The sequence below is a fragment of the Spongiactinospora rosea genome (assembly GCF_003315795.1).
Lineage (GTDB): Bacteria > Actinomycetota > Actinomycetes > Streptosporangiales > Streptosporangiaceae > Spongiactinospora > Spongiactinospora rosea.
In genome coordinates, this window is the sequence record NZ_QMEY01000015.1 from 1 (window position 1) to 13,666 (window position 13,666).

13 protein-coding genes and 1 pseudogene are annotated in these 13,666 nt (G+C 69.5%); 7 read left to right on the forward strand and 7 right to left on the reverse strand.

The genetic code is table 11. The annotated features are described in order from the left end of the window. Window positions 1–275: 275 nt before the first annotated feature. The gene (locus DP939_RS28355; protein WP_113983844.1) at window positions 276–578 is read left to right on the forward strand and encodes an ArsR/SmtB family transcription factor; all 303 of its coding nucleotides are present in this window, start codon (window positions 276–278) and stop codon (window positions 576–578) included. Further along, window positions 575–1,093 carry an SRPBCC domain-containing protein gene (locus DP939_RS28360; RefSeq protein WP_113983845.1) on the forward strand — a complete coding sequence of 173 codons (519 nt, stop codon included), beginning with the start codon at window positions 575–577 and terminating at the stop codon, window positions 1,091–1,093. Before DP939_RS28355 ends, DP939_RS28360 begins: the two co-directional genes overlap by 4 nt. 48 nt (window positions 1,094–1,141) lie before the next feature. Here DP939_RS28360 and DP939_RS48855 read toward each other — a convergent pair whose 3' ends face one another. Both DP939_RS48855 and DP939_RS28365 read right to left on the reverse strand, forming a co-directional pair. Next, complete coding sequence (locus tag DP939_RS48855; protein WP_263972353.1) at window positions 1,142–1,273, reverse strand: hypothetical protein; 132 nt, start codon at window positions 1,271–1,273, stop codon at window positions 1,142–1,144. Window positions 1,274–2,307: 1,034 nt separating this feature from the next. After that, the gene (locus tag DP939_RS28365; protein WP_158578727.1) at window positions 2,308–2,793 is read right to left on the reverse strand and encodes a GbsR/MarR family transcriptional regulator; all 486 of its coding nucleotides are present in this window, start codon (window positions 2,791–2,793) and stop codon (window positions 2,308–2,310) included. Window positions 2,794–2,932: 139 nt separating this feature from the next. On the opposite strand from DP939_RS28365, the gene DP939_RS28370 reads away from it, so the two are divergent. Together DP939_RS28370 and DP939_RS28375 are read left to right on the forward strand one after the other, a co-directional pair. Continuing rightward, entirely contained in the window at window positions 2,933–3,466 is a 534-nt protein-coding gene (locus DP939_RS28370; protein ID WP_113983847.1) for a hypothetical protein, read from the forward strand. Window positions 3,467–3,820: 354 nt separating this feature from the next. Continuing rightward, window positions 3,821–4,480, forward strand: coding sequence for a recombinase family protein (locus DP939_RS28375; protein ID WP_158578729.1), 660 nt, complete (start codon window positions 3,821–3,823; stop codon window positions 4,478–4,480). A gap of 13 nt (window positions 4,481–4,493) precedes the next feature. Here the strand turns inward: DP939_RS28375 and DP939_RS28380 are convergent, their stop codons facing one another. The 3 genes from DP939_RS28380 to proS all read right to left on the reverse strand — a co-directional run bounded on the left by DP939_RS28380 (window position 4,494) and on the right by proS (window position 9,583). Next, on the reverse strand, window positions 4,494–7,418 hold the full coding sequence (locus DP939_RS28380; RefSeq protein WP_113984054.1) for a Tn3 family transposase: 2,925 nt from the start codon (window positions 7,416–7,418) through the stop codon (window positions 4,494–4,496). 234 nt (window positions 7,419–7,652) lie between these two features. Further along, window positions 7,653–8,111, reverse strand: a complete 459-nt coding sequence (locus DP939_RS28385) for a DUF5990 family protein (RefSeq protein WP_113983849.1) — start codon at window positions 8,109–8,111, stop codon at window positions 7,653–7,655. A 29-nt stretch (window positions 8,112–8,140) separates the two neighbouring features. Next, on the reverse strand, window positions 8,141–9,583 hold the full coding sequence (gene proS / locus DP939_RS28390) for a proline--tRNA ligase (RefSeq protein ID WP_225878547.1): 1,443 nt from the start codon (window positions 9,581–9,583) through the stop codon (window positions 8,141–8,143). Between the two features lie 324 nt (window positions 9,584–9,907). Between proS and DP939_RS28400 the strand changes: the two genes are divergently transcribed. Continuing rightward, window positions 9,908–10,105 (forward strand): hypothetical protein, encoded by a 198-nt coding sequence (locus tag DP939_RS28400; RefSeq protein WP_263972354.1) that lies wholly within the window; start codon window positions 9,908–9,910, stop codon window positions 10,103–10,105. Here the strand turns inward: DP939_RS28400 and DP939_RS49370 are convergent. Continuing rightward, a pseudogene (locus tag DP939_RS49370) lies at window positions 10,038–10,583 on the reverse strand (TetR/AcrR family transcriptional regulator); the annotation flags it as partial. The gene DP939_RS28400 and the pseudogene DP939_RS49370 sit on opposite strands and share 68 nt — an antisense overlap. 118 nt (window positions 10,584–10,701) lie before the next feature. On the opposite strand from DP939_RS49370, the gene DP939_RS28410 reads away from it, so the two are divergent. After that, window positions 10,702–11,739, forward strand: coding sequence for an aldo/keto reductase (locus DP939_RS28410; RefSeq protein WP_113983854.1), 1,038 nt, complete (start codon window positions 10,702–10,704; stop codon window positions 11,737–11,739). Between the two features lie 7 nt (window positions 11,740–11,746). Here the strand turns inward: DP939_RS28410 and DP939_RS28415 are convergent, their stop codons facing one another. Next, complete coding sequence (locus DP939_RS28415; protein WP_113983855.1) at window positions 11,747–13,117, reverse strand: alpha/beta hydrolase domain-containing protein; 1,371 nt, start codon at window positions 13,115–13,117, stop codon at window positions 11,747–11,749. 95 nt (window positions 13,118–13,212) lie between these two features. Here DP939_RS28415 and DP939_RS28420 point away from each other — a divergent pair, with 95 nt between their 5' ends. Next, window positions 13,213–13,659, forward strand: coding sequence for a ClpX C4-type zinc finger protein (locus tag DP939_RS28420; RefSeq protein WP_225878548.1), 447 nt, complete (start codon window positions 13,213–13,215; stop codon window positions 13,657–13,659). Window positions 13,660–13,666: the final 7 nt, after the last annotated feature.

The following is a 13,666-nucleotide window of genomic DNA, read 5'->3' on the forward strand; positions in this document are numbered from 1 at the left end:
GACTCTGCGCGCAGGTCAGGAATGATCTTTCAAGGCCGACTCGTGGCCGGGGCGCACTGAGAGAGCATGGCACGCACCGGGTTCGCCCCTGCGCACGCCGGTGACACTTCGAGCGATTGGCCCTTTTTCGGCTATCGCGACTGAACGCATCTGGATGGCAGCGCCGCCGGCGTGCCCCGGGGCCGGGAAGGCCGACATGATGGGAGCCGTGGCGGCGACTCCACAAATCATGCGGCGACTCCACAGGTCATATCGCCATCTGGTAATATGATGGAATGAGCACCTTCGCTGCCCTGGCTGAGCCGCATCGCAGGCAGATTCTCGACCTGCTGCGTGATGGCGAGCGGTCCGCCGGAGACCTGGTGGAGCGACTTGACCTCAGCCAGCCCGGCGTGTCCAAGCATCTCAAGGTGTTACGCGAGGCCGGGCTCGTCGCGGTGCGCGTGGATGGCAAGCGGCGTCTGTACACGCTGCGGCCAGGCCCCCTCACGGATGTTGACCAGTGGCTGGAGCCCTACCGCGTTTATTGGTCGAGGACCCTCGACACGCTCGAACGCCACCTGAAAGAGAATCCATGACCGACGGGACCCTGGAAACGATCGACGGCCGCCCGGCGCTGCGCTTCGAACGCACGCTCCCCCACTCGGTCGAACGCGTGTGGCGGGCGGTCAGCACACCGGCAGAGCTGGAGCGCTGGTTTCCCGCGACCGTCGACTGGACACCGGCCGAAGGTGAGACCCTCCAGGCCTACGGCGCGACCGGCGAGGTGACGGAGGTCGATGCGCCCCATCGCCTGGCCTGGACCTTCGGCGGCGAGCACTACAGGTTCGAGCTCTCAGCTCAGCAAGGCGGCTGCCGGTTGATCTTCACCCACATCTTCGGCGTCCGCGCGATCGCAGCGCAGGTGGCAACCGGCTGGCACACCTATCTTTCACGGCTCGAGTCTCACCTCGCCGGCCGGCACCTGTCCGAACAGGAGGCGAACAAGCCGTGGAAGAACATTCACGAACGCTACGCCGAGCGCTTCGGGGTCGACCCGACGCCAGGTCGGCGCTTCGCGGAGACGCTGGGCGGAGACAACGACGACGCCTGAGGCCATGGCACCGCCGCGTTACTGGCCGTGTCCACATGGTCCACCGAGTCACGAGGCGACGGTCGACGCGGCGCTGATCATCCGGCCGTTGAACCTCGACGCGCGGGCCCAGCCCGAGGTCGCGCCGTTTTGATCATGTCCAGCTCGAACCTTGCCCGACAGGTTGACCTGTCCCGCCATGAATTTCACCGCTGGGCCGGGCACACGGAAACGCCCCAGAGCTCTGATCGAACTCCGGGCCGCCAGGGGTTCTTCGATAACCTCCGTTATCTGGCAAGACAGCGCTCACAGGCCGGGCACGACCTGGGCGGCCGGTCTCCGGCGCGGACGCTTCGTTTCCCGGTTATCTGGCAACTTCGCCGATCGGGGCTACGAAGTCAGAGGGCAGGCGGCATGGATCTGGTCATCAGCGAGGAGCTCGGCCGCGCGCACCCGCTGGCGGCGCCCCTGGACAACTTCCTCACCGACCTGGCCAACGTCGGCGCCCCAGCGCCTGGCGCTCGTCCTCATCCAGGGCTCCCTTGGGGACGAAGACCTCGATCAGCAGCATCGCTCTAACTCAACTCCTCGGAACGGCTTCCCGTACCGCTCCACCATGCCCCGGCCGGGTATGCGAGGCATCCTGCGGGGGGACGATCCATTCCTTACCGCACGGGAAGTAGGCCGAGGTGCAGGTGCGACACCCGACGTAGGGCCGGGCCCGCGCCGACCGCCCCCGCACGCCGCAGCCCACCAGCGCCCGGAGGACAGCGCACACACGTCGAGGAGGTTCTTGACCGGAGCGGAGCAGCCGCTCGGCGTCGGCGATGCGATGCGCACGATGTAGGGGCAGCGCCTAGCCGCTACTGACAGTTTCGTGGCGGCGCAACTGACATCCGCAGACAATGGTCACCGACGCTGTCGTGACACCTGGCACACACGGCACCCGGCGCTGACTCTGTCGCCGCCCACGAAACGGCTTCGAGATCGTCAGTGAGGTGGCCCAGAGGACTCACTGCTTCCTCAACATCATCCGGCCATCCTCGCCACATCAGATGAGAAGCCGGCACCTGTCTCGCCAAATCTCCTGAGCAGTCGCCAGTACAGCCGCAAACCCACACAGGCCGTTGCCCTGCCCCGGGTCCTCGGGGCAGGGCAACGGCCTTCATAACGCCCAACAATCCATCAACCCGCTGCCGAGCCAGCACGACAAGAGCGCGGCAGAAACAGCGACATCAACCGTGGCACGTCACAGCCTGTCCTGTTGGTGAACGCTGTTTGTCCTGCTCCCATTGGTCGAGGAGCTTGGGGAACTCGCGGCCCATGAACGCGTACATGTCGCGCATCAGCTCCAGCCTGGCCCTGCCCCGGGGGTTGTCGCCGACCACGGCCAACCCCCGTTCGGCGAGCTGGGCGAATGTGGTGAACTCGGCCATCTTGGCCCGGAACGCGCGTCCGAAGACGTCGTCGGCCAGCCGGTAGTGATCGCGGCGGCCCTTGGGCGGGCGGAATCGTTCGACGAGGCCGCCACGTTCAAGCTGCCCCAAGGCGACACTCATGCTGCTCTTGGCCACGTTCAGGCTTTCGCACAGGCCGGGTGCGTCGGCCGACTCGCCGGGGTCGACCAGCAGGGAGCCGATGACGCGGCCGGCCGTCCTGCTGAGGCCCAGCCGCTCGAAGTACAGTCCCGCGCTCTCCACGAACTCCTCGACGTCTGCCACGCCCAACATTCTATATTGTTCGGATCGTTCCGAACGAGTAGAATTCGACTATGTTCCCACTCGCTGACGCCGAGGTGATCCTTCACCAACCGGACGCCCCTGCCTGCGTCGAACTCCTCCCCAGGGTCCGGTGAACGACATGCTGCAGGAATTCCTCGACTGGGCCTACGCCCGGCACACCAACACCCTGAGCTGGTACATCCGCCCGCTGTTCGTCCTCCCTCTGGCCTACTTCGCTTGGCGGCGAAGCTGGAAAGGCATCGCCCTGACGATCGTGGCGCTACTCACGAGCATGTTCTGGTTCCCGCCGCCGCAACAGGTCGACCCCCAGGTGCAGGCGTTCCTGGACATGGAGAAGGAGCTCATCCTCAACATCGGCGAACTGTCCCCCCTGTACCTGCTCAGCGTCCTGGCCGTCGTCGGCAGCCTGACCGCGCTGTGCCTGGCGTTCTGGCGCCGTTCCCTGGGATGGGGCCTGGTCATCATCAACCTCATCGCCGTGCTCAAAGTCGCCTGGAGCATCAGCGAAGGAGGTGACAGCGGCTGGGCAGTCCTCCTCCCCGCCGCGGTTGGACTCCTCCTGTGCGACCTGGCCATCATCTGGGCCGCCCGGCGCCTCCACCTGCCCATTTCCCTGCGCCGCCCCCGAACCGCCACAGGGCCCGGCTCGTAGCGGAAAACGCCCGCACCGGTACCTCATGACGGTGACTGCGTGGCTGGCGGTAACGGTCTTCGTGTGCGTGTACGCGCTCGTCGCCACCGAGAGGGCGCACGGTGCGAGGCGCTGGGCGGATCGGGGGACTAGCGCGAGCCACTGCGTCGGGAGCTTGACAGCGGCAGCAACCGTTTTGCGGGGTGTCGGGATTAGAAGATTTAACGACACCCTCTGATTGGGCCCCGCAAGCCCTCTCGAAAACCGGACATCGAGCGACGAACCGTGACGTCGGATGGCCAGTTCCGCACACGAATTGACGACAGGATTTTCCGACAGGAAGATCGGGCTCCAACCTTTCCCGAGGAGAGCCCGGTGCAGATCGTCTACTCCCGCGTCTCCACCGCGACCCAGTCCTTGCTGCGGCAGCGCCACATCCTCACCGAGGCCGGCCTTCTTGTGCGCACTGAAGGCGTCGCGGAGGGATTTCAACCTGCCGACGGCGTCCTGCTCTTCGAGGACCCCGCCACCACCTCCAAGATCCCCGCCCTCGACCGGCCCGCGTTCGGGAAGATCGCCGCCAAGGCGCACCCCGGCGACACCCTGACGGTCTCGGAGCTGTTCCGGCTCTGCCGCGACCTGCTCGATATCCACGCCGTCCGCAACTGGTGCCAAGCCCGCGGCGTCGCCCTGCGCGTCCTGTCCGGACCGCTGTCGAACTTCCACGACCTGGCCGCCAACGACGCGACCACCGCCGTCATAATCAACGTGATCACCGCAGTCGGCCAGTTTCAGCGTGACATCCAGAACGAACTCACCGTCGAGGGGATCGCCGCCGCCGAGACCGAAGGACGCTACCGGGGCCGGCCGCCCGCGCTGGACGGTGACCGGCGCGAGGACGTGCGGGCGGCCTTTGGCGAGGGCACCTCGATCGCTGCCCTGGCACGGGCTCATGGGGTAAGCCGGGCGGCCGTGCGAACCGCACTGGCCGACCTGCTACCCGGCCAGGGCGTCCTGCCTCGGCCATCGGCGTGATCGACGGGACGGGTCAGGCGACCAGGTCGAGGTCGAGACGGCGGCCCATGTCGATGTCGATCGTGCCGTAGAGGTTGGCGTTGAACCAGAACAGCGGCGAGAGTCCTCGCTTGTCGGCGTCGGTCATCTTCTTTTGCCAGGCGGGGTCCTTGAGGACGGACTGAACCAGCAAGGTGTTGATGAAGACCAGCGCCGACTGGAGCAGGTGAAGGCTGAGCATGGAGACCTCCTGATGTTCCTTGTCGCTGCCGGGGATGGTGCCGGCGCTGCCGTAGAACAGGTCTGTGTTGGCGGAGTTCCAGTTCTCCACGACCTGAAGGCCCTCGTGAATCTCGCGGCGCAACTCCTGCGAGGCGATGTACTCGGCGACGAACACGCTCTTGACCGCCTTGCCTAGTTCCTCGATGGCCTTGTAGGTGGGGTGCTTGGGGCCGCCGCGGGTGAAGCGTCTCAGCACCTGCTCGGCCTCGGCCGTGCCCAGCCGCAGGGCGGTGGCGTATTTCACCATCTGGTCGTACTGCTGAGCGATGATCTCCCAGTCGATCGGCTTGTCGGCCACCATGCCGGTCAGGCATGACGGGACCTGGTCATCAGCGTCGGCCTTCACCAGCTTCTGCCGGGCGATGTTCTTCATCCGCGGCAGCAGCTTGAACCCCAGCAAGTAGGAGAACGCGAACCCGACCAGCGACTGGCCATGACTATCTGTGTACTGGCGATCTATGGTGGCGTCGGTGCAGTGCCGCAGCACGCCCTCCATCATCGCGGCGACCTCGGAGGCGTTGCAGGAGCGAAGCTGGGAGTAGACACATACCGATTTCCGGTCCACGTGCCAATAGATCATGACACCGGGGCCGCCGTACCGCGTGTGGTATTCGGTCATCAGGTTCGATGACCATGACCCGAACTTCTTAGAGTCCGACGCGCACGCGGTCCCGTTGCCCCACCACAGCGGATCCCGCATCCTCAAGGTGGCGTTGACCAGCGTCGCGATCGCGGCGCGCAGGTTGTCGCGGTTGACGAACAGGTGCCGGGTCGCCCGCAGGGCCGCCTCGGTCTCGCCGTGACGGCCGCCGTCGGCGACCCGCTTGATCCCCACGTTCGTGCCCAGCGCGTACAGCACCAGCAGCAGGCGTTTGCGGATCACCTCCCGCGGGGTCGCCTCCCGGGTCGCGACCGTGGTGAACGCGTCGGTGAAGTCGGTGACGAAGTCCGACTCCTTCAGGAAGTCCAGCAAGTCGATGATCCCCCAGCGGGCGGCGACCACGGTGTGCAGCGCCCTCAGGTTCTCCGGGACCTTCAGCTTGCCCAGGTCGGGGATGTGCCAGCGCGGCTCACCGCGATGCGTCTTCACCTTCGCGCCGCCGGACTTGTTCCTGGTGACCGCCTGGCCGCAGGCCGCCATCGAGGCGCGCATCGCCTCCTTCAACGCGGTGATGAACACGCTGGCATCCAGCGGCTGGCGCAGGTTCTCGTAGTGGACGTCCCGGTTGTCCTCGAAGTCGGCCGGCAGGTCCTCCTCGGGGTTGCGCCAGCGGCGGGCGCCGGCGACGTAGATCTCGCGGCGGCGCAGCGCGTCCTTCAGCGACACGATCACGCACAACTCGTAGGAGGCCCGCTCGATGACGCCGTTGTCGTCGACGACCGCCTCCAGCCAGCCGTCCGGCACCACCCCTTGGATGGGGACGTTCTCGCTGGCGTCGTAGTGGCGGGTGGTGTTGGGGATGTCGGCGTAGCGCTGCAGCAGGTCCACGGCGTCCATCACCGGCCGGTAGGCGGTGTTGTTGCACTTGAACTCGATCGCGGCCAGCAGCTTGGGCAGCATCCGCCGGTAGTAGGAGGTGTAGGAGCTGGTCAGCACCGTCCGTACGCGGGCCTTGTAGGCCTTGGCGTCCGCCTTGGCCTCGGCCACCAGCGCCTGCAGCGTCGCCTCCCCGCCGGGCACCGCCGGGAACACCACCTGCCGGACCGTGCCCTCCGGAGCCCGCAGCGACGCCTCGGCGATCGAGAACAGCTTCTCGGTCTTGCGATGCACCTTTTTGGCCTCGGCCTCGATCGCCTTCTCGACCTTCCGCTCCGCCCGGGTGTTGATCTTCGACACCAGGCCGATGAACAGATCGACCAGCGCGTCGGTGATCTCCGTCGTCCGCGACCACGCCAACGCGGCCACCAACGTCAACCGAACCGGCGGCTGGTTGACCGCGAAGTCTGACGGATGCGAGGCCATCGCCCGCGCCCGCCACGAGGCCACCAGCCGGTCGGAGTACCCGCCAAACAGATCCGCTGACGGTCCCAGCGCCTTGGCCCGCCGCAGCTTGACGATCTCCTCCAGTAGTGTCTCCAGTCCCAGCCGTCCGGGGGCGGACTTCAGCTCCAGCAGGAACAACCCGTCCTCCCCCGTGGCCAGCTCCCATAGCAACCGCGCCGAATCCGCCGACAGCCCATTCAGCGCATGCAGGCAGAACTCCCGCTCGAACCGAGCCCGGCCCGCGCCCACGATCCGGTCCACCCGCCCCGGCGGCTCGATCTTCAACGTACGGCAGCGGGACAGCAGCGCCGCACGCAATCCCTCGTCCGTGAACACCATCGGGCAGATCTTGTCTGCCAGCCACTCGGCCAGTATGTCCTCGTCCGCCCGGGTCGACTCCCGGAACCCCAGTGCGTCCCGTACTTGGGCCCGGTGCCGCTCGATCGACCGGCCTGACCAGTCGTACTCCGCCAGCAACGTCGGCTCGACCTTCACTTGGCCGGCCACGTAGTCCACCGCGGCCTTGGGCAGCTCACCCACGTGCCGCGGGAACCGGCCCTCCTGCTCGAAGAACTTCAGCATCAGGCCGAACCCCAGACGAGTCGCCCCCGTCTTGTTCCCCACCAGCTCCCAGTCGCCGTCCAGCAGCGTCCACGCCGCGATCAGCTCTTCCGGCTCCCACTCTCGACGCACCCGAACCGCCCTCCACCCGACCGCCTCCGACACGAACACGATCAAGCAGAAACCCCGCCCGACCAGCCGCATTCACCGCTCCGAAACGATCACGAACCGCAATCGTGATCTCTCATTCCGCTACCTGGCGGCTGGGGACACGTTCGGGAGCGGAGGGCCGTCTACAGGGGGCGGCCATGGCGAACAGCCGAACGCGGCCGCCCGGGGCCGGCTACGCGATGGCGCAGCCCTGGATCAGGGCGTGGCCGCCGACCACTGGACGAGGGGCGGGCGGACCGCCGCGCACAGCGGATGCCCCGCGCCGTCGGTCAGGCCCAGCCGCGCGACCAGCTGCCCGGAGCGCACCGCGGCCTCTAGCACCTCCGCGGGAACGGCGTCGAACAACACCTTCGCCCGCCGGAACATCGAGAACACCCCGTCCTTGTCCACCGCGCCCCACGACAGGTACACGAACCGGCCGCCGGGCGGCCCCTGCACGTACGGGCCGCGAAGATCCCAGCCGCCCTCCCGGGCCGTGGCCGTGACCTCAAGCTCCCAGGCGGCCGCGGGCGCGTCACCGCGATGTGGCCCCAGCAGCTCACCCGGGCGCGCCCGCCGCTGCACCCCCACATGGACATTGCGATACCCGGGAAAACCCGGCGCCTCGGGGCAGTCGCGGCCGGGCAGGTCGGATGCCTCGATGCGGATCAGCACTCCGTCATCCTCACAGCATGGAACCGGCGTCAGTAGGCGCGGCCGAACAGCACCCGCTTGCCGTACGCGGCGGGCGCGCCGCAGTGGATGCACGACCCGGACTCCGGCTCGCCCGCCAGCGGGATACAGCGCGGCGTCGCCGCGGTCTTGGCCTTGATCTCGTCCTCACAGGAGGCCTCGCCGCAGTGCAGCGCCGACGCCCAGCCCGTGGCGACGGCCTCGGCGAACGCCTCCCAGGTGTCGGTCCTGCTGGTGTTGGAGTCGCGGAAGGCGGTGGCCCGCTCCAGCAGAAACGCCTGGAAGTCGGCCAGCACACCGGGCATCAGCTCGGGCAGCGACTCGAGCGGGACCTGCTCCTTGCCCTCCTCGCCGAGGCGCTTGGCCATGACCGCCGTGCCGGAGGCCAGGTCGCGGGGCCCGAGTTCGAGCCGGACCGGTACGCCGCGCAGCTCCCAGTCGTTGAACCGGAAACCGGGCGAAAGCTGGGAACGGTCATCGACATGGGCGCGGACACCGGCCGCCTTGAGCCGCCCGGCCAGCTCACGCGCCGCGGCCAGGGTCTGCTCGCCCTGCTCGCCACGGCCGATGGGCACGATCACGACCTGGTGCGGCGCGAGCGCGGGCGGCAGGACCAGGCCCTTGTCATCGCCGTGGGTCATGATCACGCCGCCGAGCATGCGGGTGGACATGCCCCAGGAGGTGGTGTGGCACAGTTCGAGCCGACCGGCCTCGGAGGTGTACTGGATCTCGAAGGCCTTGGCGAAGTTGGTGCCCATGTAGTGGGAGGTCCCGGCCTGCAGGGCCTTGCCGTCGCGCATCATGCCCTCGATGGTGAAGGTGCGCACGGCCCCGGCGAACCGCTCACCAGGCGTCTTCTCCCCCGGCACCACCGGAATGGCCGCGATGTCGCGGGCCACCTCGGCGTAGATGTCGAGCGCGAGCATGGTCTCGCGCATCGCGTCGGCCTCGTCGGCGTGCGCGGTGTGGCCCTCCTGCCACAGGAACTCCGTGGTGCGCAGGAACATCCGGGGCCGCAGCTCCCAGCGGACCACGTTGGCCCACTGGTTGAGCAGCAGCGGCAGATCCCGGTGGGAGGAGATCCACTTGGCCATCATCTCGCCGATGATGGTCTCGGAGGTGGGCCGGACCACCAGCGGCTCGTCCAGCTCCTTGCCGCCCGCGTGGGTGACGACGGCCAGCTCGGGCGAGAAGCCCTCGACGTGCTCGGCCTCCCGGCGCAGGTAGCTCTCCGGGATGAGCAGCGGGAAGTAGGCGTTCTCGTGGCCGGTGTCCTTGATGCGCCGGTCCAGCTCGGCCTGCAGCAGCTCCCACAGGCGGTAGCCGTAAGGTCGGATGATCATGGTGCCCTTGGCCGGGCCGCGGTCCACCAGCTGCGCCTTGGCGACCAACTCGTTGTACCAGGCCGAGAAGTCCTCGCTCTGAGGGGTCACACCGCGTTCATCACGTGCCATGCAGGGAGAATAGCGCGGATCCGGCACCCCGGAGCCCGGTGTCGGGCCGCGCGGATGAGGAACCGCCCGGCCGGCTCCTGGAAGTGGACGACCAGCGGGTCACGGTCTGGCAGGGCGGGGCGTCATCGATGCCGATCACGGCGAGGTCGTCCCTGAGCGTGCCGCGCCGGTCGCCGGCGGGCAGCACGCCCGACGGCCGCGCCGTCGGCGCTGAGTTCGAGCTCGTCCTCGTAGGGGTCGACGGCCAGGGGGCCCAGCGGCGCCGGTCTGCCGCGCGATATCCGCGTCAACGCGATCAGTCCCGGCCCGATCGATTCGGGGATCTTGGAGAAGCCGATGCCCGGGGAGGCGGCCGAGCAGGTCAAGGCGTGGATGGCCGCGGACGTCCCGATGCTCCGCCTGGGCACCACCGGGGAGATCGTCAAGGCTCCGCCTGGGCGGCCGGGCGCAGGCCGTCGAAGGCGGCACGCAGGATCGGCTCGACGTAGTCGCGGTCGCCGTGGATCGAGGCGATGGCGATGATCATGTCGGTGATCTGCTCAAGGGTGAGGTCGTCGCGGACCTCGTGGGCCTGCTGCGCGGCGGTGAGCAGCGGCCGGGCCGCCGCGAGCACCCGGGGGCGGCTCTCGTTGAAGACCGGGTTGTCGCTGCCGGACTGGGCCAGCAGCTCGGCGGCGATGTCGTGCTTGCCGGTGAAGAAGTCGTAGAACCGGTACAGCCAGGACGCCAGCGCCGCTCCCGGCGTCTCCCCTGCGGCGGTCGCGGCGGCGGCGCACACGGCGTCGACCTCGCCGAGGTACAGGGCCTCCAGCAGCTCGCGGCGGCCGGGGAAGTTGCGGTAGAGGGTCGCCATCCCGACCCCGGCCCGCCGGGAGATCTCGGCCATCGACACTTGCGCGCCTGATTCGGCGAACGCGGCGCGGGCGGCGGTGAGGATCTTGTCGCGGTTGCGTTCGGCGTCGGCGCGTCTGGGCGGTGCGGGCGGCTGGTCCGGGCTCATCGTTTCCTAAGTGGATAGGTTATCCGGTACGCTGAAGTGGATAGGCTATCCACTTCCCTGTGGAGCCCGATTCTACCCGTCTGCCGCGACCCGTCCGCGGCGACATGAGGAGCCCTCCATGGACTACCGTCCACTCGGACGCACCGGCGTCTCGGTCAGCCCGCTGTGCCTGGGCGCGATGATGTTCGGCGCCTACGGCAACGCCGACCACGATGACGCGATCAAGATCATCCACCGCGCCCTCGACGCCGGGATCAACTTCATCGACACCGCCGACGTCTACTCCGGCGGAGAGTCGGAGCAGATCGTCGGCAAGGCGCTCACCGGCGGGCGGCGCGAGGACGTCGTGCTGGCCACCAAGGTCGGCCTGCCGCTCGGCGATGACCCCAACCGGCGCGGCACCTCCCGGCGCTGGATCACCGAGGCGGTCGAGGGTTCGCTGCGCCGCCTGGGCACCGACCGGATCGACCTGTACCAGGTCCACCGCCTGGACACGTCGGTCGACGTCGATGAGACGCTGGGCGTGCTGTCCGACCTGGTACGGGCCGGGAAGATCCGGATGTTCGGCGCGTCCAGCGTGCCCGCCTCCCAGATCGCCGAGGCGCGCGAGGCCGCCGATCGCCGCGGCCGCGAACGCTTCCGCACCGAGCAGCCGCCCTACTCCCTGCTCGTGCGCGCCGCCGAGTACGACGTGCTGCCGACCTGCCTGCGGCACGGCATGGGCGTGCTGACCTACAGCCCGCTGGCCGGCGGCTGGCTGACCGGCCGCTACCGCAAGGGCCGCGAGGTCGCCGGGCCGGGTTCGGTGGCCAGGCAGCGCCGCTTCCCCGGCGCCTACGACGCCACCGCCCCGGCGAACGCCGCGAAGCTCGAAGCCGCCGACGCCCTCGGCGCGCTCGCCGACGAGGCCGGGCTGTCGCTGGTGCAGATGGCGATCGCGTTCGTCGTCCGCCACCCGGCGGTGACCTCCGCGATCGTCGGCCCGCGCACCATGGACCACCTGGAGTCCTACCTGGCCGCCGACGGCGTCGAACTGCCCGCCGACGTGCTCGATCGCATCGACGGGATCGTGCCCCCCGGGCACACCGTCAACGTCGCCGACAACATGTGGCACACCGCCACCCCCGCGCTGGAGGCCGCATCCCGCCGCCGGTAGCGCGCGCTCACTCGGCGGCGGGGTACGCGGCGGCGGCCAGGGCCTTGATCTCCTCGCCGTCGGCCGCCAGCAGGAAGCCCTCGGCGACCGCGGCGTCGGTGGCCGCGCCGAAGGCCGCCAGGTAGTCGCCCGCGCCACCCGGGTAGAGCCGGGCCAGAACGTCGGCGCCGAACGGGACGGTCTGGCCGAAGAGCCTTTCGAGCAGGCCGTCGTTGGGACTGATCCCGGTCAGCACGGCGGCCGGCGCCTCCATCCACGGGGTGCGGACGCCGCCGAGCGCGTTGCCGAGGCCGTCGCGGCTCAGCTCGGGCGGCGGCCCGGGCCGGGTCGCCAGGGGCGCGGCGTGCGGCGGTGGCGGGCCGCCCGCCGCCCAGCGGGCCAGCCGGTGGACGGCGGCGTTGGCCACGTAGTGGTGCTGCGGCGCGGCGTTGACGGTGTGCCCGACGTCCATGCCGATGGCGCGCTCGCGGGGCGCGAGCGCCGCCGCCAGCCGGGCCGGGTCCATCTGCGTCATGTCGTTGGCGGCGGCGACATCGACATAGGTGTCGATGTGGGCCGCCCCGGCGATCTCCCAGACCCGCAGCCGCGGCCCGTCGGGCCGCCTGGCCGACAGGTAGTCCAGGGTGATGACCTCGGTCTCGGTGAGCAGCGCCAGGACCGGGACCCGCGGGTCGTCGCGGAAGGGCACCGGCCGGGGGTCGAACCGCGGCGGGTCGGGCAGTGTCAGCGGCGCCGCGGCGCCCATCCGGCTGTGGATCAGATAACCGTCGTAGACACCGGCGATGGGGTCGATCGCGTTGACGTAGGCGGACAGCCGGTGGGCGGCCAGCGACACCCCGGCGGCGATCAGCCGCGCGCCCGGGAACAGGCCCGCGACGGTCCGCCCCGCCTGGGAGAAGATGTCGTAGGAGCAATCGTCGCCGGGGTGGTGCAGGGCGGCGTACCGGTCGGGGTCCCAGGCTTTGAGCCCGCCCGGCGCGGCCCCCTCGGGCGGCAGCGCGCTGCCGGTCACCCCGGCGCACTGCGCCGAGACACCGGCCCAGGCGTACCCGCCGCGCACCAGCTCACTGTGGGTGTAGAGCCATTCCACCCCGGCGTCCACGAAACCGGAGACGTTGAACCACTCCACGACGACGGTGCCGTTGAAGCGTTCGGGAGCCTCGGGGGTGCGGATGAGGACCCGGGTGGTGTAGGGGGCGTGGGCGCGCACGCCGATCCCGCCCGGTTCGGCGGAGTCTGTGCGGTAGGCGGCTGCGGTACCGCCGAGCAGGTACTCCCGCTCGGTGTAGCCGTCCGGTAACGGGGCCGCGCGGCCGGCGTCGAAGGGCCTGCCGCGGCCACCGTCGCAGGGGCGCGGCTCGGGCCGGGGGGCGTCCATGGGGCCGTCCTCTCAGGAGATCGTGGCTGTCAGCCTGCCCTTGACACGTGATCTCTGTCAAGCTCGGGCTGACAGCCGTATGGGATGATCGCCCGGTGACGCGAAGCAGACGTACTCGCCCCGTGGGATCGGCCGGGACCCTGATGACCCACTGCTCGTTCTGCGGCACGCCGTACGCCGAGGCGGGCCGGGTGGTCGCGGGCCCCGGCGTCTACATCTGCGACGCCTGCGTGGAGCTGTGCCGGCAGGTCATCGCCGACACCCCGCCCCGGCCGGACGGCGCCCCGCCACGGGTGCACCGCGGCCCCGACCCCCGTACCGACGAATACCTCACCGGCATGTCCGACGCCGACATGCTGGCCATGCTCCCCCGCCAGGCCCGCACGGTGGACCAGGCCGAGCGCGACCTGCGCGCCTGGGTGCGGCTGCTGCGTGATCGCGGAGTGACCTGGGCCAGGATCGGCGAGGCCCTGGGGGTGACCCGCCAGGCGGCCTGGGACCGGTTCGCCGCCGACGTCGCCGACGGCGACCAGGCCGACTGAGCGGGCG

Bases quoted from the DNA above. Each gene is read 5' to 3' on its own strand.
- DP939_RS28355 (WP_113983844.1), top strand. From the start codon at position 276: ATGAGCACCTTCGCTGCCCTGGCTGAGCCGCATCGCAGGCAGATTCTC.
- DP939_RS28360 (WP_113983845.1), top strand. From the start codon at position 575: ATGACCGACGGGACCCTGGAAACGATCGACGGCCGCCCGGCGCTGCGC.
- DP939_RS48855 (WP_263972353.1), bottom strand. From the start codon at position 1,273: ATGGCGGGACAGGTCAACCTGTCGGGCAAGGTTCGAGCTGGACATGAT.
- DP939_RS28370 (WP_113983847.1), top strand. From the start codon at position 2,933: ATGCTGCAGGAATTCCTCGACTGGGCCTACGCCCGGCACACCAACACC.
- proS (WP_225878547.1), bottom strand. From the start codon at position 9,583: ATGGCACGTGATGAACGCGGTGTGACCCCTCAGAGCGAGGACTTCTCG.
- DP939_RS28410 (WP_113983854.1), top strand. From the start codon at position 10,702: ATGGACTACCGTCCACTCGGACGCACCGGCGTCTCGGTCAGCCCGCTG.
- DP939_RS28415 (WP_113983855.1), bottom strand. From the start codon at position 13,117: ATGGACGCCCCCCGGCCCGAGCCGCGCCCCTGCGACGGTGGCCGCGGC.